Consider the following 16,364-nt stretch of genomic DNA (forward strand, 5'->3'; position numbering starts at 1 on the left):
TGGCCAAGAAACAGGCGCTAGCGCGCCGAAAGCGAAAAAGATATGTGTGCCCCCGGGCGGGATCGAACCGCCGACACCCGCTTTAGGAGAGCGGTGCTCTATCCACTGAGCTACGGAGGCAGGGCCGTTCAAGCATACCCGAAACTCACGCAAAAGATGAAGGCGAAGGAACCTCCATTCCTTCGCCTTCATCTTTTGCGTTTGTTTGTGTGTTTGCCAGTACTACAGCTCACGCTTGGCTGGGCCGACATCGTCACCCTCACGAACCTTCTTCGGAACCACCATCACCGGGCACTCAGCCTGGCCGAGCACCATCTGCGACGTTGAGCCGAGAAGCAACCCTGTGATTCCTCCGCGCCCGCGTGTACCGAGCACCACAAGATCAACCATCTTGGAAAACTCCGGTAGCACGTATGACGGGTTACCGCGCTGAGCATGAACATTGATCTTCACGTCACGGCCTTCGCAGACCGCATCGATCTCCATGCGAATCTCCTTTTCCGCGTCGGCAAGAATATCTTCATCCGAGATCACAGCATTCATGCCTGGGTTGTAGGAGATCGGAACAGCACACAGCACCGTCAAACGAGCATTCCACCGATCCGCTTCCCAGATCGCACGCTGAAGAGCACGCCGACCATGCTCCGAGCCGTCCACGCCCACCACAATATGCTCAATAGGCTGGAACGTGCGCTCATGACGGAAAGGAACCACCACCGTCGGACAATAGGCGTGCGCAGGCACTGCCGACGACGCAGTGTGCAAGATGCGATCAGAGAACTTGTTGCCGTTCGAACGACCACCGATCACCACTAAAGCGGCTTTCTTCGATAACTCTGTGAGGATCTCCGTCGGATCACCAAACTCAAGCGCTGAGGTCACCGGAACGCCCCGACCTTCGACCTTTTCGACAGCTTTTTGCAACATTCCCTCAGCAGCATCACGTAAATACTGGCCAGAGTCTTGCGGGATAGCGCTTACTGAAGCCGTTGCGTACGTCGGAAGCTCGAAGGCACACACCAAGTGCAATCGCGCATCACGCATCTTTGCCTGGTTCAGTGCCCAATCAAGAGCCGCATACGATGGCTCGCTTCCGTCGATTCCAACCACAACCACGTTGTCATGCATGGGATTCTCCTTTTCCACTTGGGCACTCCCATTATCGCACGACAAAACCAAATGTGACATAGGTGACCTGAGAACACCTCAAAGAGACATCACTCAGAAGACGATGACAGAGATGAAAAGGAGGCATCCATATGGATGCCTCCTTTTCATCAAAGAATCAAGCTCCGACGCGGATAACCACCGGGGTACCACCGATCCACGAATCAGGGCCAACACGGGTACCCATCCCTGGGTTCCATGCGCCAACGTTCTGGCCATTGCCGAGCGAAATCGCAACGTGGCCTGGCCAGTAGAGGATGTCACCCGGGCGAACCTGCGAGTAAGGAACACGAGTGCCCGCCGAAAGGACAGATGACGGAACACTTCCAATAGCCACACCATGCTGAGCGTAAACGTAGCGAACGAAGCCAATGCAATCCCAGCCAGCCGGGGTCACGCCACCCCACACGTACGGAGAACCCTGGTAGGCGAGTCCAGTGGAGACAACCGAAGAACCAGAGACAGAGCCGCTACCAATCGGAGCAACCGGCGCAACGGAGTCGGAAGAGCGGCCAACGCGCGAAGAACGATCAGGAGCGACAGTTCCTTCAGTGGCTTCACTTTCCTGCTGAGCATATGGAGTTACTTCAGCATCCCGAGCATCGAATTCAACCTGAGCGATCTTCCACTCACCCGCAGCGGAAGTGCTGACCTGAACACTGTCAGCCTTCTTTGCTGTCTTGGTGGTGTCAATCTTGACGGTAGAGGGCTTAATGAGCGCATTATTCGCAGCCGCCTGGTTCTGCCCATCTGTTGCGAATGCCGAAGGCATACCCACGCCAGCGAGAACGCCAACCGTACCTGCAATTGCGAAACCGCGTAGAGCGGCCGAATCCTTCACGTTTTTATTCTCGAGAAGCGAATGACGTCCTGCCATAATCCAGTAAATCTCCGTTTAACTCAGTTGTGAGCCCGAGAGGTTCGGACTCAACTTCCAGATAATAGAGTAACGACGCTGTAACAATTTGTCACCCTTTTATAACAATTCGATAACCACTTCCCCGTTGCTGCTCACGTTTTCGCAGGTCACAGAGGAATTAGATGGTAAATTGTGGCGTACCAAACACGTTATTTTTGTTTCAACACTCATTCGCGAGGTTCAGCGTTCACGAGGTTCAGCGTTCACGAGGTTCAGTGTGCGCGAGGTTCAGTGTGCGCGAAAATTTTCGTGCCGCTCTTCCTGCGATGTCTCAGATAAATTTGTCTGACATCTCAGAGAAAATGCATGAAGCACGCGTTTTGACGGTGTAACCTTGTCGGTGAGTTATAAGAAAGCAAAGGAGCACTTGATGACTACCCCATTTCTTATCGGCGCGTATGCAGCCCTGCCGTCTGATCGTTCCGAGCAAGAACAATTTTATGCAAATCTTGGCGACGCTCCGTGGGTAAACGGGCTCGAAATCCCCCTGCGCGATTCGATCACCGACGATCTTTCCTGGTTCGCTCAGCGTATTTCCCCAAGTTTCACGACGAACGTCCTCACACCGATTCCAGGAACTATGGGCAACCTGGCGAAGAACCCCAAATTCGGAATCGCTTCACCTGACGATGACGGACGACAAGCGGCACTCGATTTCCTCACCGACGGAATTGCCCAAGTCAAAGCAGTCAACGACGCCGTTGGCCGTCAAGTTTTCACCTACATCGCTCTCCATACTGCTCCAACCGAGCACGCATCGAAAGAGGCGCTGGTTCGCTCATTACTCGAACTTGAGACCCTCGATACAGACGGAGCGAAATTCGTCATCGAACACCAAGATGCCTTTATTCCCGGGCAAGCACCACAAAAGGGATTCCTCAGCCTTGACGATGAAATCGCAGCAATTTCTGAAGCAGGAACTGAACACACCTTCATCTCACTGAACTGGGGACGAAGCGCTATTGAAGGGCGCGGCTCCGACTTGCCGCTCCAACACATTCAACAGGCCGGAGCCTCAGGAAAACTCGCGGGAGTGATCTTCTCTGGAGCCCACGACGTTGACGGCGATTACGGGCTCGCGTGGACGGACTCTCACGTGGCTTTGAAGAGGGACGAGCCAAGCTCAATAATGACCGATGACCTCGTAAAACGTGACGCACATGAAGCTTTGACGCATAACATTTCCTACTTTGGCGCAAAGTTGACACTCGATGCCCGATACACCGTTGACGAGCGCATCGCAATCCTGCGTCGGGTTGCTGTTGCCTCAGGCAACCCGCTTGCCTAAGCCAACCACTTCATACCACCAAGCGGTTGTGGATCTGTGCCAATAGTGCTCGATCCACAACCGCTTTTAACAGCCTCACAGTTAGCGTGTCGCCACACGATATTACTGAGAGTGTTACCACACGATATGCAATGGCGGGCGCTCAGCGACAACTGAACGCCCGCCAACTCAATGGAATGAGCTTAGGAAATTGTACTCAACGAATCTTCCAACCATTCGAGCGGAAGCTTTGTCAAGTACAAGCCCTGGATCTCACGCTCCCAGAACAAACCAATCGTTTGATCTGGCATCTGCGTCATGCACTGATAGACATAGTGACGAGGGCGGAACACCTTGTTATGAGCCCACGTCTTTCCCTCATCGTAACTTACGCGGATTACGCCACGCCCACGGAAAGGAAGCAGCTGCGATGCATTGGCAAACACCATCGCATCCTTTCCATGACTGTCCGTAAACCGGATTGCGTTCAACTGGGAGAAAATCTCAGGAATTTGTTCAACAAAGTCGACGTCACTCCATGTTTCTCCTCCATCCGAACTCGTCGCATGTGCAACCTTGCCAACAGCATTCTGGTTACGCATCCACATATGAACAGTGCCATCTGCACCCTCAACAATCGTTGACTCATGAGTAAACGCCTGTTCATCATCCAAAGTCGAAGAGTCGAGAACACGCCCGTCAATCACACGGCCATCGTTTGGAGAACCGCCCCTCCTCCACGTCTCACCGGCATCGTCGGTAATGGCCACCGCACAAGAGAACGCTAACCAGTTCTCGGTATTGAAATACATCGGCATCAGGATGCGCCCCTTATGCTCACCATACTTCAACTGGATGCCATTGCCCGGAGATGTTCCACAAAAACGCATCCACTCCTCTTTCACCGTCGGAGTCAGGTCACGTACTTCAGACCATGTCTTGCCATCATCGTCACTTGTTATCTGGAGAAGGTGGCAACTTCCGAACTCGAAAAGTGACTCGTGGGGATCTGCTCCTGGCGCAAGGAAAATATTTCCTGCCGGCTGACCAGCGCACATCACGTCGCCGTTTTTCGCCACGACGAAGTCCGTTGCTTCGCCTGATTCGGTCAGGACTGTGCCATCCAGCTGGAGCACATAATTTCGTCCCTCAGAATCATGCAGAATCTTACGGCCTTCTTCATCGAAACCAGTACCCATCTCAGCGTTCGGCTGACCGTATCCACCGGGGAAATGGTCAATGAGTACGATAACTCTTCCGCTTTCCTCATCTTGAACGAGCACGGAATCAATCACCGATGAAGCAAAGCGCCCTACACCTGGATAGTCAAGAACGCGTTCGGGTTCTGACCAGGTTTCCCCACCATCAAGGCTACGCCGAATAACAAATTTAATATCATTCGGACTGTCGTTAGCTGACGATACCCGCTGGTCTGCACCCGCTAAAACAACTCCTGACTTCAACGTCAGAATCGAGGGAATGCGGTAACTCGTCGCGCCTGCCAGACCAGAATCAAACAGTGCGACTGTCGGTAAAGGGAGCGCACCGGCGAGGCGCTTCACCTGGTGATCAGTCAACACATTCGGATACACCATGGTTGTTGAAGCCTCGCCAAAAAGACGTGTTCCGTCCGTGTCCATGCCAGTCACTACACGCTGCAAGTTTCCTAAATCACTGAAGAAAAATGCTCCCGGCTGATGAACCACTTGATACCCATCCGCATACAGATCCACCGCTCCGCGTCCACTGACAAGCACTACTTCATGAACCTGTCCGTCATCCCAATGCCCCGGAGCAGTGACTCGTTCAGTCTCCTGACCATTCTCAGTCAGCGCCACATATAAGTCACCATCAATGACGCCGAAGCGCAACACGCCAGTGGTTCCTTCGGCAGCAAAAATTACTCCCGACTGACCAACTCCACGGGTACGGAAGCGCGCTCTGACAGAGCCATGGGCAAGCCCATCAAGCTTGGTCACATCGCGTCCAGCGAGTTCAGCACCTGCAAATTCCACGAGAGCTTCAGGAGGCACCGCAAGCGCAAGTGCCGCGGCTGAATCTAGCTCACCTTCCCACACTGCAAAACGCTTGATGTTAGCCACCCCGCTACCGTTCACCAGGAGCTTTGTGGGACGAATATCTTGTAGCCACGTTGTATCCGTGGTGGAAAAATCCTCGTATCCATCAAAATAAAGATGCGCACCCGTCGAGGTGACGGCAAGTGTCACAGAGTGAACATAGCCGTCGTCGGCACCAAGCGAGTCTTCGTCGTCGAGACGGCGGGTTGTTTCTTTCGTGCCCCCTTGCACTGACCCATCGATACGTCCTCCGCTGACGAGTAACTCGATACTGCCTGATTCACCTTCAATTTGGAGCAGAGCCGTATCCATCGTTGTCGCGAAGTCAATATGAATCGCACCAAATTCGGATGCAGGAAGCTTGTCTGCAGTGAGTATGTCAAACCCCTCACTGAGGTCGAGAACTTTCATCGCTGTCATCATTGAAACCTTTCACATTTTTACTTGGCCATGGGAGTTGCGTTTACTTGGCCATGGGAGTTGCGGCAATTTCGCGGTAATAGATGGATTTCAATCCATCAGCCCAATTTGACGTAGGTGATGCCTCAAAAAGCACACCAATCTTTCCATTGCTGAGCTGTTCGAGAGATGAGTACCCAAACTTCTTACCCTTGCCAGTAATTTCGGTTGTCCCGATCCACTCAATTTCTGGATGAGTATTCGCGTTATGAATCACCGCAAAATGAACGACACCATGAGTACGGTCACGCTCACTCGGCGTGAGAACCGCGACCGACGGCAATTCTTCGCCTGTGCGCCGTGATTTCAAATTCTGCTTGAGCGTAACGGCGGACACCTGACTTGCAATTCCCTGGGCAGAATCTCCCAGTGCCGACTGCGGTTCACTCCAACTCATAGCACTGTCATGGCTGTAGGACCACAAAACTTTACCGTTGTTCCCCGGATTACGGTTGAAACTCAGGAGCGTCCCTCCAGAAATCTCAACGATGGTTGATTCGTGAAGATTTGTGTTCTTCGGGATAGCGCCACCGCGATTCCAGCTCACACCGCCGTTATCACTGTAGACACTCTCTGCGAAAACTCCCCCAGTCTTCTCTGTATACACAGGCACGATGATCCTGCCCGGCTTCTTTCCTTCGCGAGTCTGCAGAGCTTTCCCGGGAGCAATCAGAGAATACATCGAGTCTGGTGACCTAAAGTCACGGGTCTTGAGCCCATCTGTTTTCCACGACTGTCCGTCATCTGCCGAACTCACTTGAAGAACATGCTGAGTATTAAACATCTGCAGTTCACAATCACGGTACATGATCTTCATTGGCACAGATTTTCCTGTGTCTACCTGGTGAGAGTTCAGTAGCTTTCCATCCTTGAAAAGCTCAAAATCACTACTCAACGAGTATTCTGATTCCGCTCCGAGCAGGAGATTCGAATCATCCACACCATGAGGCGTGTATTGACGTGGTTGCCCTTTGAGATGATAAACGCGGATTCGGCCATCACTATCTCGCGGACCATTCACATCGGCAACGTAATCGAAATCGGCTCGGTTCGTGTTGAGATTGACAACACCCTTTTGTCCGTCCGCATCGCCCTTATGATTCTTCGAAGAAAGCAAGAGCATGTCACGTCCGCCAACTGATGCGAAACCATCACCAAGAACAAATGAGCGCTGGCTACCGCCATGGACAGAACCATCAGAGGACACATTGAGATTGGTAAAAACACCGCCGTTCCAGGGCCACAGATCAATGAGGATCTTCACCTCACTCGTACTGTCGTCCTGAACGATCGCGCCATCAATAACTGATGCACTCGCGCGAGCATATCCCGAATTATCCGAATAATCCTGCATGTTAAGGACGGGCGGCACTTGCGCTGGTTCCCATGCACCAGATTGCACTTTCCGGCGAATAGCCACATCGATATTATCGGCCGAATCGCCCGTAGTCCCTCGATTCGCATCAGTCCCAGCGATCAAGATTCCATTCTTCGTCTCTAGAAGGAATGGAATCCGGTAGAACGTGGAATCAACTGTTACTTCACTTTGGAAAGCCTTCCACCCCACCGAATCAGTGTCAGGTTCTACAGCTTGAGCCACCGATGTGGAAAACATACATGTCAATACTGAAACGAGCCCGATCGCTCGTACGTATCTTCTTTCCATATTTGTCTCCCCTACGCTTCGTCGATAATCTCGTCGTCACCGTCCTGAGGGCGTACAGCTTCCTTATTAACAAGCTTTTGAAGCTGCTTTGGAATATTCAAACCGATTGACAATGCAACAACAGCAGCGAATCCAACCGACAGAATTGCTAACGCCATGCCAAATCCATAACTCTTCGCGAGGTGTGCGCCAAGAAGCGGACCCACGGCGCCACCAAGTGCACCAACGTTGTATGCAAACCCAAGACCAGCTGCTCGCTGTTCAATCGGGAAATAGCTCGATACCCACTTCGGTGTGAGACCAGAGATTCCTTGTCCGAACATTTGGTTAAAGAACAGAAGAACCGAGACAAGAATGACTGCCGAACCGCCCGCGTTAAACAGCGGGAAAACGATAGTTTGAGAAATCACCAACGAAATCACAAACCACTTTCGCATGCCGAAACGATCACCGGCGAAACCCGCAACAATATACCCGCAGGCATTTCCGAGTCCGGCAAACGAAACGATCGATGTCACTGTGGCCTCATTGAAGCCCACGCTCTTGAGATACGTTGGCAGCAACCCCTGGATCGGCCAAGTGTACATAAAGGCAGCAAAAATCGTCACCATGATTGCCACGCCGACGATCCACCGGCGCGGGTCGAACTGCGTCATGAATGCAACGAAAACTGCAAGCGACACAATGTACAGCAAAACAACGATCCACGACGGCGTGGACGGAACAGCAAAAATAAAGACCAAACATGCAGCGGCTACGACAGTTGCGATCACATTAATAGTGGTGTACTTCCCCTTGAACAAGATAGTCACCGCATCACGAGCCCCAGAATCCTGTGCCGTCTGTTGCTTCGCTTCCACCCAATCATCAGCTTCAGGCAAACGCTTACGCATATAAATTGCAAGTACCACAGGGATAACGCCTGTGAGGAACAATGCACGCCAGCCCCAACCGGGGTGCCATGCCTCCACCCACGGGTACAGGTACTTGTCAACCTGAGCAGCAAGGATAACACCAAAAGCATACCCAGAGAGAAGGAATCCCGAAGCCTTGTTACGCATATGCTTAGGCCAAGACTCAATAACATACGTTGCCGATGCCGAGTATTCGCCCGCCATCGCAAAACCGATCAGCAAGCGGAGTGCAAAGAGCGTCCAGTAGCCTGGGGCAAAGGCCATCGCAACAGATCCGAACGCGAACATGAAAATCGACATGATCATCGCCGGCTTACGTCCGTATCGATCACCAACTGCGCCCAGCACTAAACCACCAAGCCACCGAGAAATGAATGCTGCAGATACCAGCGTGGCTGCCTGGGGTAACGACAAATTAAACGCTTCACGAATATGCGGAAGTGCGAATGCGATCAGCACAAAATCATAGCCATCTAGGAAAACTCCAAGCCACGAAGCAAAGAATGCTTTCCACTTGTCACGTCCGAGTTGCTTGTACCAGGGAATCTCGCCCTGCGACTTATTGAGCTTGAGCATATTCAATTTCCTCTTCTTTGAGATTGAACCAATGTGTTCATTTGTCAGATGTCAGACAACGACATGAACAGGGAAAACATACTCCACGATCGAAAGAATCCACAAGGCCTGCACAAAAATTGGACATAAAAATTTTTCGATGACCACACTCAACTACTCATCCGCACTACCACACCTCATATTTCTGCAACCACAATTCGCTTCCGCAACCACAATTCGCTGCTCCGTGGAGTGTTCTAGGATTTGTTTTGTGTTTTTGAGGCGGATTATGCTCTGTCTTTAGAACTTTTGCTGAGAAATGAAGTGAAGACGTTCAGGTTTTCTCCTGTTTGAGTGGGTGAGTGAGTCTGGTCTACCACGAGAAACTTGACTATCCTACGCCAGAAGAAATCGAGAACAAGTACGGATAACAGCACAAGCCATCAGCATGAATGAGAAACAGGGTAAACACCTAGAAAAACCCAAACTAATTCAGCTATGGCACCGTTTAAGAAGATCTATGACCTATATTCGCTCCAGGTTACTCTGTGCTTTCTAGCTGCGTTTTAGCTAACCGACGAGCGTGGAAGTAAAGATACGTTTCTCTTGCAGAATATCCCAAAGCAATGGTAGCAACGCCGATGGAGATAGGAATCCACCAGGGAAAACGGGGAAGATCAGACTTTTTCCCGGCTTGTTTCAAATTATCAACAGGCGTAGGGATTACCCTTTCTCCACTCACAAGAATGCGGTGGCTATTAATTCCCAATGGGGTACAGGTGATGAGAGTGGCGATGTCGCGGCCTTCTTCGACTAACACACTTTCCGAATCCTCCGGTTCAACAATTTTTTTAGAAAAGACACGGTAGGTTAGCGTTTGTCCGAATACTTCGAGTGTGAAGGTATCGCCTTCTTCGACTTCATCGAGGTTAGTAAAAAGTGTGGCTTCAGGGAGTCCACGATGTGCGGTAATAACAGTTCGCGTGCTCTTTCCCCCTACAGGCAGGGAGGTTCCCTCAAGATGCCCAGCACCACGTAGTAACGTTTCTTCGCTTGTTCCGTGATAGATCGGAATGTCTACATCAATTTTTGGAATTCTGATGCGTCCCATGATCCCTGTATCTCCTGCTTTGAGTTGTTGATCATAGGGAACGACATCGGAATTATGGGATGCATCTACGGTACCTGCACCTTGCGGAATACGTTCGTATTGCCCAAGTACTGCACCGGCCGCGAGGAGGCTATTGTATTTGTGGGCTTCTTGTATTTGAGCGGAACGATCAGGTTTGGCATGGTCAACAAGATCAGAGTATGCATCAACAACCTTTGATTGTTCCCACTGGCTCTTCCACGATGCAACTGTAGGGTATAAGAGAAATCCTGATCCTAAAAGAAGAAGCACACTCACAAGGTAGGCATTCAAAAGACGGCGCATATTTATTTTCCTGTCTATCACGCAACAAAGGCGTAGGCAAACACTCACGTGCTTCCCTACGCCTTTGTCAGATGCAATTACTTGCGACGAGAGTTACGAACGAAAACTGTAGTGCCCGCACCAACCAGTCCGAGTCCGATAAGCGTGAGCATGAGAGTACCCGCAGCACCCGTAAGCGGAAGCTTCGGCCCCGACTGCGGGGTATTCGTGACCTTCTCCAGATCTGTATTACCGCTCACATGCCCAGCTTTGATCGTGATTGTCTTCTCGGCATTTGAGAGGACATAACCGGACGGCGCTTCGATTTCCTTCACAACAAACTGCTTAGTAGCATCGGTAGCTGCTGTGCCTTTATCAAAAGTACCAAGGTAGATGCCGTTGAAAGCAACAACGCCATCTTCTCCTGACGTCGCTTGCGAAACAAGAGTACCGGCATGCCCATTGTTGCCGATTGTGTATAGCCCGAACTTTGCGCCCGAAAGTGCCTTAGCCGGATTAGCTGAATCTACCTTCATGAACTTGTAATCGCCGAAGTAAGGATCCTTTGTTGGGATAATCGGTGGGACATTTGGGGTTGGATTATCCGGATTTGGATTCTCAAACGGGTTGTAATCGTTCTCGATCGGCCATGCGCTATTCTTCACTACACCGTTTTCAGGGATAGAGTCTACTCGTGTTTGAAGAACAAACTTGACTTTGTCACCCTTATGAATCTTCTTAAGCGCTTCACTGCCTAGGCTGATCTTGACGTGCTTCTTTGGAGTAGTCCCTGTAGCAACAGTCACATCCGTAAGTGGAGCAGCATCATCATTTAGATACGCTTTAGCGGACTTATCAACGTACGTGAGGTAATCTTCCAATTGATCCACAACACCATAAGCAGATGGATTATCTGACGATGCTGTTGTTGTGACTGTCCAGCCAATCTGATCACCAACCTTGTGGGTATTGGTGTCCTCGGTTACTTCCTTTGTGCCAGGAGTCTTCACAATATTCTTCGGGTAAACGTGAACATTTGTTAGCCATTTGTTGTTAAAAGGAAGCGGGATAGTCACAAAGAATGGAGCAGATTTCTTCGTGATGGGGTTATTGCCAACGCTGGTTTCTTCAACAAGGTAGAGCCCTGTCTTCAGATTGTCGGCTTTTGCCTCACCATTCACACCTGTCGTTACAGTACGAACATCAGTGCTACGTGTGGCACCATTATTGGCCATATTCTCGACGGTGAGAGTCGAGACCTTCTCCCAATCAGCATTCTTTGTAAGGTCAACACCAGTAATCTTGGTGATTGTGAATTTGACACCCTTCAAAGGCTCAGCAGGCGCATTCGACGTACCATCAGGCGCAAGTTCAGTTGTGTTTCCCAGATCCTTGTGCTTATGGATGGTGATGCTGCCTGTTGTAGTTGGCATATCGCCCGGTGCGGGGGCTGCCGAAGCGCTACCCGCCATGCTAAAGGTTGCAGTCAGCGCAAGCGCAGTTGCGGCGAGTGCCCCCTTCTTCAGTTTGTTCAAAAAATTCACTATTCTTGTTCCTCTCATCGGGATAGACGTTCGTCCCCCATAAATTAGCCCTGCTTGCGTAGACGCAGCAGAAATGCAAGAACTGCAAGACCAAGAACCCCTGTTCCCATGATGGCGTAGAAGTCCCTTCCGATTCCGCCGGTTAATGGAATAGTCGGTCCAGTCAGTTGATGGTTGAGTATCGCTTGTTTTCCAACGAAGCTATGTTCAAGCTGCTTCGTAGCGATAGTGAAAGTCCGTGGCGTGGTATTAAGAACGTACCCTGCCGGGGCTTTCTTTTCTCGAAGCTCATATGTGCCAAGCTTCAAGCCCGTAACTCGGAATACTCCGGCTCGGGAGTCAGTATCTTTTAAATCTCCATGACACACGGAGCCCTGTGTATCTATACAATCCGTCAACGTGATTGCTTCTCGCGTGCGGACGTTCGTCAATGTCCATTCAGAACCACCGAGCAAGTTTTCGTTACCTGTTGCCGGCTCTAAACCCGCACGTTTTTCGAAAGTGAGCACACCTGTGAGCGGGATATTCACAATCGAATTATGACGGCCCGTTTTTCCCCGAACCGGAGCGGTTCCGTCGTAGAGATGTACTTTATTTACTTCAAGGGCAGGGGAACCAATCGTGAACGTGTACTGAGTATTGATCCGCTGAAACCCTGCTGGCGCAACTTTTTCTCGGAGCGTATATATTCCAGGTTTTAAGCCTTTAACCAAGAATTCGCCCACATTTGGGTTCTGATCGATTTCACTTCCTGATCCTGAATCCGAAATATCGAAGCTACTAGCAGGTGCCGATGAACCCTCTACCTTAAACTCACTTTGATCTTTGCGTGCAAGCGTCCACTGGGAACCGGCGAGCAACTGTCCGTCGTCGCTTTCCTTTGCCCATTCAAACTGACCGCTAAGTTTGGGAGTGTTTACGAATGTACAATCAATATTGCCAGAAACGGATGGCACTGCGAATTGAACAGTAGCTTTTCTCCCCAAAATCTTCGGAGCAGAGATATTTTTAATTGGAATATTGCCAATTATGCACTGAGCTGATACTTCGTACTCTTCTAACGAGCTTGATCCTGAAGCGATCTCTTCAGTTACCGTTATTTGAGTTCCAGAAAGAGCAGGTATAGCCTGTGTAGCAATTTGATTGGCACTACCTGTTGTTGTTGCGTATCTACTAATAGACTTCGAAGCTACTTCAATTTTAAACTGGTCAGCTGGTGAGACACGGCCATTCACGCGCTTGTGAGCCACAACCGATGGGATAAAAGCTTCACCAGCCATGTCCGTAATCTGTGAGTCCCAAGGCACAGGAGTGTAATAATGCCCGCCGGAGTTATCTCGGTTATCCTGCCACTTTGCAAGTGGGGGTTCCCATTCAGGAAGAGCAGTGGTGTTTGAATAACTACCGAGAGCCCCATTAATAGGCATTTTTGTCAAGATGCGAGCATTACTATGGAGATCTGTGTAACGGTAGAACGAACTCGTACTTGATGTCATGGAGAAGTTTGCTGAGATTAATGAGCCATCGTTCCCTATCGCAAAACCGTTGGTTGCGCCAATTGCAGAATTTTCTTCGTTCTTCTGTTCTCCCTTTCGGATATTTACGACAGAGTAGAGGGAAGATTCCAGCGCACCTCCATTACCCCGGTCAAGAGCGGTCTTAGGAACAACAGTTAAATCAATTCTGTTCACTCCCGGTCTTGCATTCCCCGGAATATCCGCACGTAAAATAGAAAATCCAATAACAAGATCTCCGGATTCAGTGAAGACGATATCCCCATCGCTCGATCCGGTATCCCCTTGATTAAAATTCGCGTCAGTAACTTCTCCGACATACTGCAGCCCTGTTGGAGTCATCTTAAAAAGATGGGACACCAACTTCGCCTGGTTCGATGGCCCTTTTTTATCAGTGACTGAGAGATAATACGTGCCGTCAGGAGCAACCTGTCCCCCATTAAAAGTTAAATTGTCTGGCCTTTCCCCACCAGAAATCTGTTGTGCAGGAAATTCAAATTCTGAGCCATACTTTTCCCACTCCTGTGAACCTGGACGGAGGGAATACACCTGAAAAAGTGGATAGCGCGAAACGCCTCGCCCATTTGCATAAGGCGTACCACTATTACCAATTTTCAATGTTGCATAACGTGTTCCATCAGGACCAACACCTAAAGCGTTATAGCTTAATCCTTTTGCGTAATAACACCAGTTTCCTTCTTCTCTTAATGTTCTTCTTTGGCATTGCCTATATGCCTTTGCGACACGAACCACCCGTTTCTGATTTGTCGGATAGTAAGCGCCCCCGCTATCGATCGGAGGAAGATAGGGAGCCAACGGTGTAATTTTTTTTGAATCAGGATCCAGAGTATAAAGTTCCCCTCCTCCCGCAAGAAGAGAAACACCATTCTCACGAGGGGATGAATCACCGATTCTCAGTGGCTGTGTCACGACGCCAACTCGATGGCTTAAGTTCGTTTTATTTATTTCACTTGAAACAGCGACAGGTGTACACAACGAAGCAGCACCTACCAAACCAACAGCCACAACTGCAGCCGCAATCTTCTGTCTCCATGTCAGTCGTTGAGACATTGTCCCCACCCCGCAAAAAATCAACACAGTCTTACTCAAAAACAAAGCGCTTAAACCGCAGCAGAATATCCCGCCCATTCAAGCTCTTTGCAGTGAGACAACGAATATATTGAACTACTACTCACACTAATAGTCAACTTTGAGGTGTTTTCACTTTTATATAGTTTATTAAATATTTATCAGTGTTATTATACTGCTTTTTTTATGTGCTTATGGTGATGTTATTTTAAAGTGCGATACTAAAAAGATTTTATCTGATATTTAGATTTTATATAGTTTCATATAGTTTATTATCGCAAATTAAATTTATGTTGATGCTATATCGCGTTAGGGGGGGGTAGATGGATTTAATTATATTTAAATAACTAATAACATTACATAAAATCTTATTGCTAGACTATTTTTATAGTATTCATCAATTAAATAGAACATAATTAGACATAATGCAGCTATGGCGCTCTATATAGTCTTTATTGCTTGATAAATTACGTTTGATTTATCTAGATTTTCTGCCTGAAATGGTCACAGGGATATTAAGAACAAGAAAAAGACAGGTCCATCTTTTCTTACTGATATCGCCAAGACACGACCATCTCATGATCGATCAGAAACGACGATTACCGAAATAGCACGCGTCTTGCATTGGAGAACGAATTCCTGGAAAAGCAAGCGCCTTCTTTGATGCCAAGCAACAAAATGCACAGGTTTGAGTTAATGGAGGTACAGAAGGCGAATGACCCGATCGCTAATGGCGAGAATCTTGTAGGTTGGCGAGCAAGGGATTACCAATGGGTACCTCCTCGCCATGACCGCCGGGAGCATCCCAGTCAGCGGGTAGCAATCGCAACATCGTCAAGAACGTGCTCGAAGGCTATCACCGTGCCGATTACCACTCCGAAGGGTGTTGGATTATCCCTCCGAAGGGAGTTGGCTCGGGTCAGGGTGGGAGCTATGTCCGAAAATGTTGTGTTACATGCTGACCGCGGCTCGCAATGTACTCACTGCACAGGTTTCACGAACACTGCATGGCGCACATGCGGAGAAAATTCAATAAGCTCACCCAGATCAGTGCGAACCTGATCCGCGCTCACTGTCAGTTCTTTGCCAGGAAGGATGCCAAGATCTGCAATCATCGAGATCATCTCCGCATCATCTTGGACAACTTCCGCCAAACGCGCAATCTTTACTTTCGCTTTCTGTCCCGGCTCAAGCGATTCCATAAGTGCTGCCAGATTTTGAAGCCCAGCAACTTTCCCTGACAGCTCTTGAGGATCGTGAGCCTTTTCGTCGGGAATCGGGTTGCCGAAAGGATCAGTGGTTGGGGAATGCAGGAACTGCTCAATCTTCTCCACCACGTCGTCGCTCATCACGTGCTCCCAACGGCAGGCCTCATCGTGAATACGGCTCAAATCTAATTCGAGCACATCGTTCATCAACCGTTCAGCTACACGATGCCGCCGCACGACGCGAGTAGCGCGGCGCAGACCTTCGGGGGTGAAATGGATCTGGCGCCCATCGAGTTCCACCAGACCGTCACGCTCCATGCGTCCGATTGTCTCGGACACTGTGGGGCCAGATTGGCCCAGCCGCTCGACAATACGTGCACGAAGCGCGGGAGTACCTTCTTCCATCAGTGAATACACTGTTTTGAGGTACATCTCTGTGGTGTCGATGAGGTCGCTCACAGCTTTTCCTTTCGCGATTTTGTTCTCAGCTTACCGACTTTGCGAATCTTTCGTCAGTAGATGTCGCCACCCGATACCGGCGGGAAATCAGATCCCATCCCGGCATATCTA

Annotated in this window: 10 protein-coding genes and 1 tRNA gene; 1 reads left to right on the forward strand and 10 read right to left on the reverse strand. The window is 49.8% G+C overall.

Features of this window, described 5'->3' with window-relative positions:
* Nucleotides 1-47: 47 nt before the first annotated feature.
* From ACTOVJ_RS05005 to ACTOVJ_RS05015, 3 genes are all read right to left on the reverse strand, one after another.
* Nucleotides 48-120, reverse strand: a tRNA-Arg gene (locus tag ACTOVJ_RS05005).
* A gap of 102 nt (nt 121-222) precedes the next feature.
* A complete protein-coding gene (locus tag ACTOVJ_RS05010) occupies nt 223-1,128 on the reverse strand; it encodes a universal stress protein (RefSeq protein ID WP_449501368.1) in 906 nt (301 codons plus the stop codon).
* 157 nt (nt 1,129-1,285) lie between these two features.
* Complete coding sequence (locus ACTOVJ_RS05015) at nt 1,286-2,044, reverse strand: C40 family peptidase (protein ID WP_449501369.1); 759 nt, start codon at nt 2,042-2,044, stop codon at nt 1,286-1,288.
* Between the two features lie 412 nt (nt 2,045-2,456).
* Between ACTOVJ_RS05015 and ACTOVJ_RS05020 the strand changes: the two genes are divergently transcribed.
* The gene (locus tag ACTOVJ_RS05020) at nt 2,457-3,374 is read left to right on the forward strand and encodes a DUF4862 family protein (protein WP_449503667.1); all 918 of its coding nucleotides are present in this window, start codon (nt 2,457-2,459) and stop codon (nt 3,372-3,374) included.
* A 182-nt stretch (nt 3,375-3,556) separates the two neighbouring features.
* Here the strand turns inward: ACTOVJ_RS05020 and ACTOVJ_RS05025 are convergent, their stop codons facing one another.
* From ACTOVJ_RS05025 to ACTOVJ_RS05055, 7 genes are all read right to left on the reverse strand, one after another.
* Nucleotides 3,557-5,851 carry a sialidase family protein gene (locus ACTOVJ_RS05025; protein ID WP_449503666.1) on the reverse strand — a complete coding sequence of 765 codons (2,295 nt, stop codon included), beginning with the start codon at nt 5,849-5,851 and terminating at the stop codon, nt 3,557-3,559.
* 43 nt (nt 5,852-5,894) lie between these two features.
* The gene (locus tag ACTOVJ_RS05030; protein ID WP_449503665.1) at nt 5,895-7,556 is read right to left on the reverse strand and encodes an exo-alpha-sialidase; all 1,662 of its coding nucleotides are present in this window, start codon (nt 7,554-7,556) and stop codon (nt 5,895-5,897) included.
* Nucleotides 7,557-7,567: 11 nt separating this feature from the next.
* On the reverse strand, nt 7,568-9,046 hold the full coding sequence (locus tag ACTOVJ_RS05035; RefSeq protein WP_449503664.1) for an MFS transporter: 1,479 nt from the start codon (nt 9,044-9,046) through the stop codon (nt 7,568-7,570).
* Nucleotides 9,047-9,566: 520 nt separating this feature from the next.
* Entirely contained in the window at nt 9,567-10,460 is an 894-nt protein-coding gene (locus tag ACTOVJ_RS05040) for a class C sortase (RefSeq protein WP_449501374.1), read from the reverse strand.
* Between the two features lie 77 nt (nt 10,461-10,537).
* Nucleotides 10,538-11,983, reverse strand: coding sequence for a SpaH/EbpB family LPXTG-anchored major pilin (locus ACTOVJ_RS05045; protein ID WP_449503663.1), 1,446 nt, complete (start codon nt 11,981-11,983; stop codon nt 10,538-10,540).
* A 44-nt stretch (nt 11,984-12,027) separates the two neighbouring features.
* Entirely contained in the window at nt 12,028-14,646 is a 2,619-nt protein-coding gene (locus ACTOVJ_RS05050) for an MSCRAMM family protein (RefSeq protein WP_449504642.1), read from the reverse strand.
* A gap of 920 nt (nt 14,647-15,566) precedes the next feature.
* Nucleotides 15,567-16,253, reverse strand: a complete 687-nt coding sequence (locus ACTOVJ_RS05055; RefSeq protein WP_449503661.1) for a metal-dependent transcriptional regulator — start codon at nt 16,251-16,253, stop codon at nt 15,567-15,569.
* Nucleotides 16,254-16,364 lie beyond the last annotated feature (111 nt).

This window comes from Arcanobacterium sp. (ex Cirak et al. 2026), from assembly GCF_053585065.1.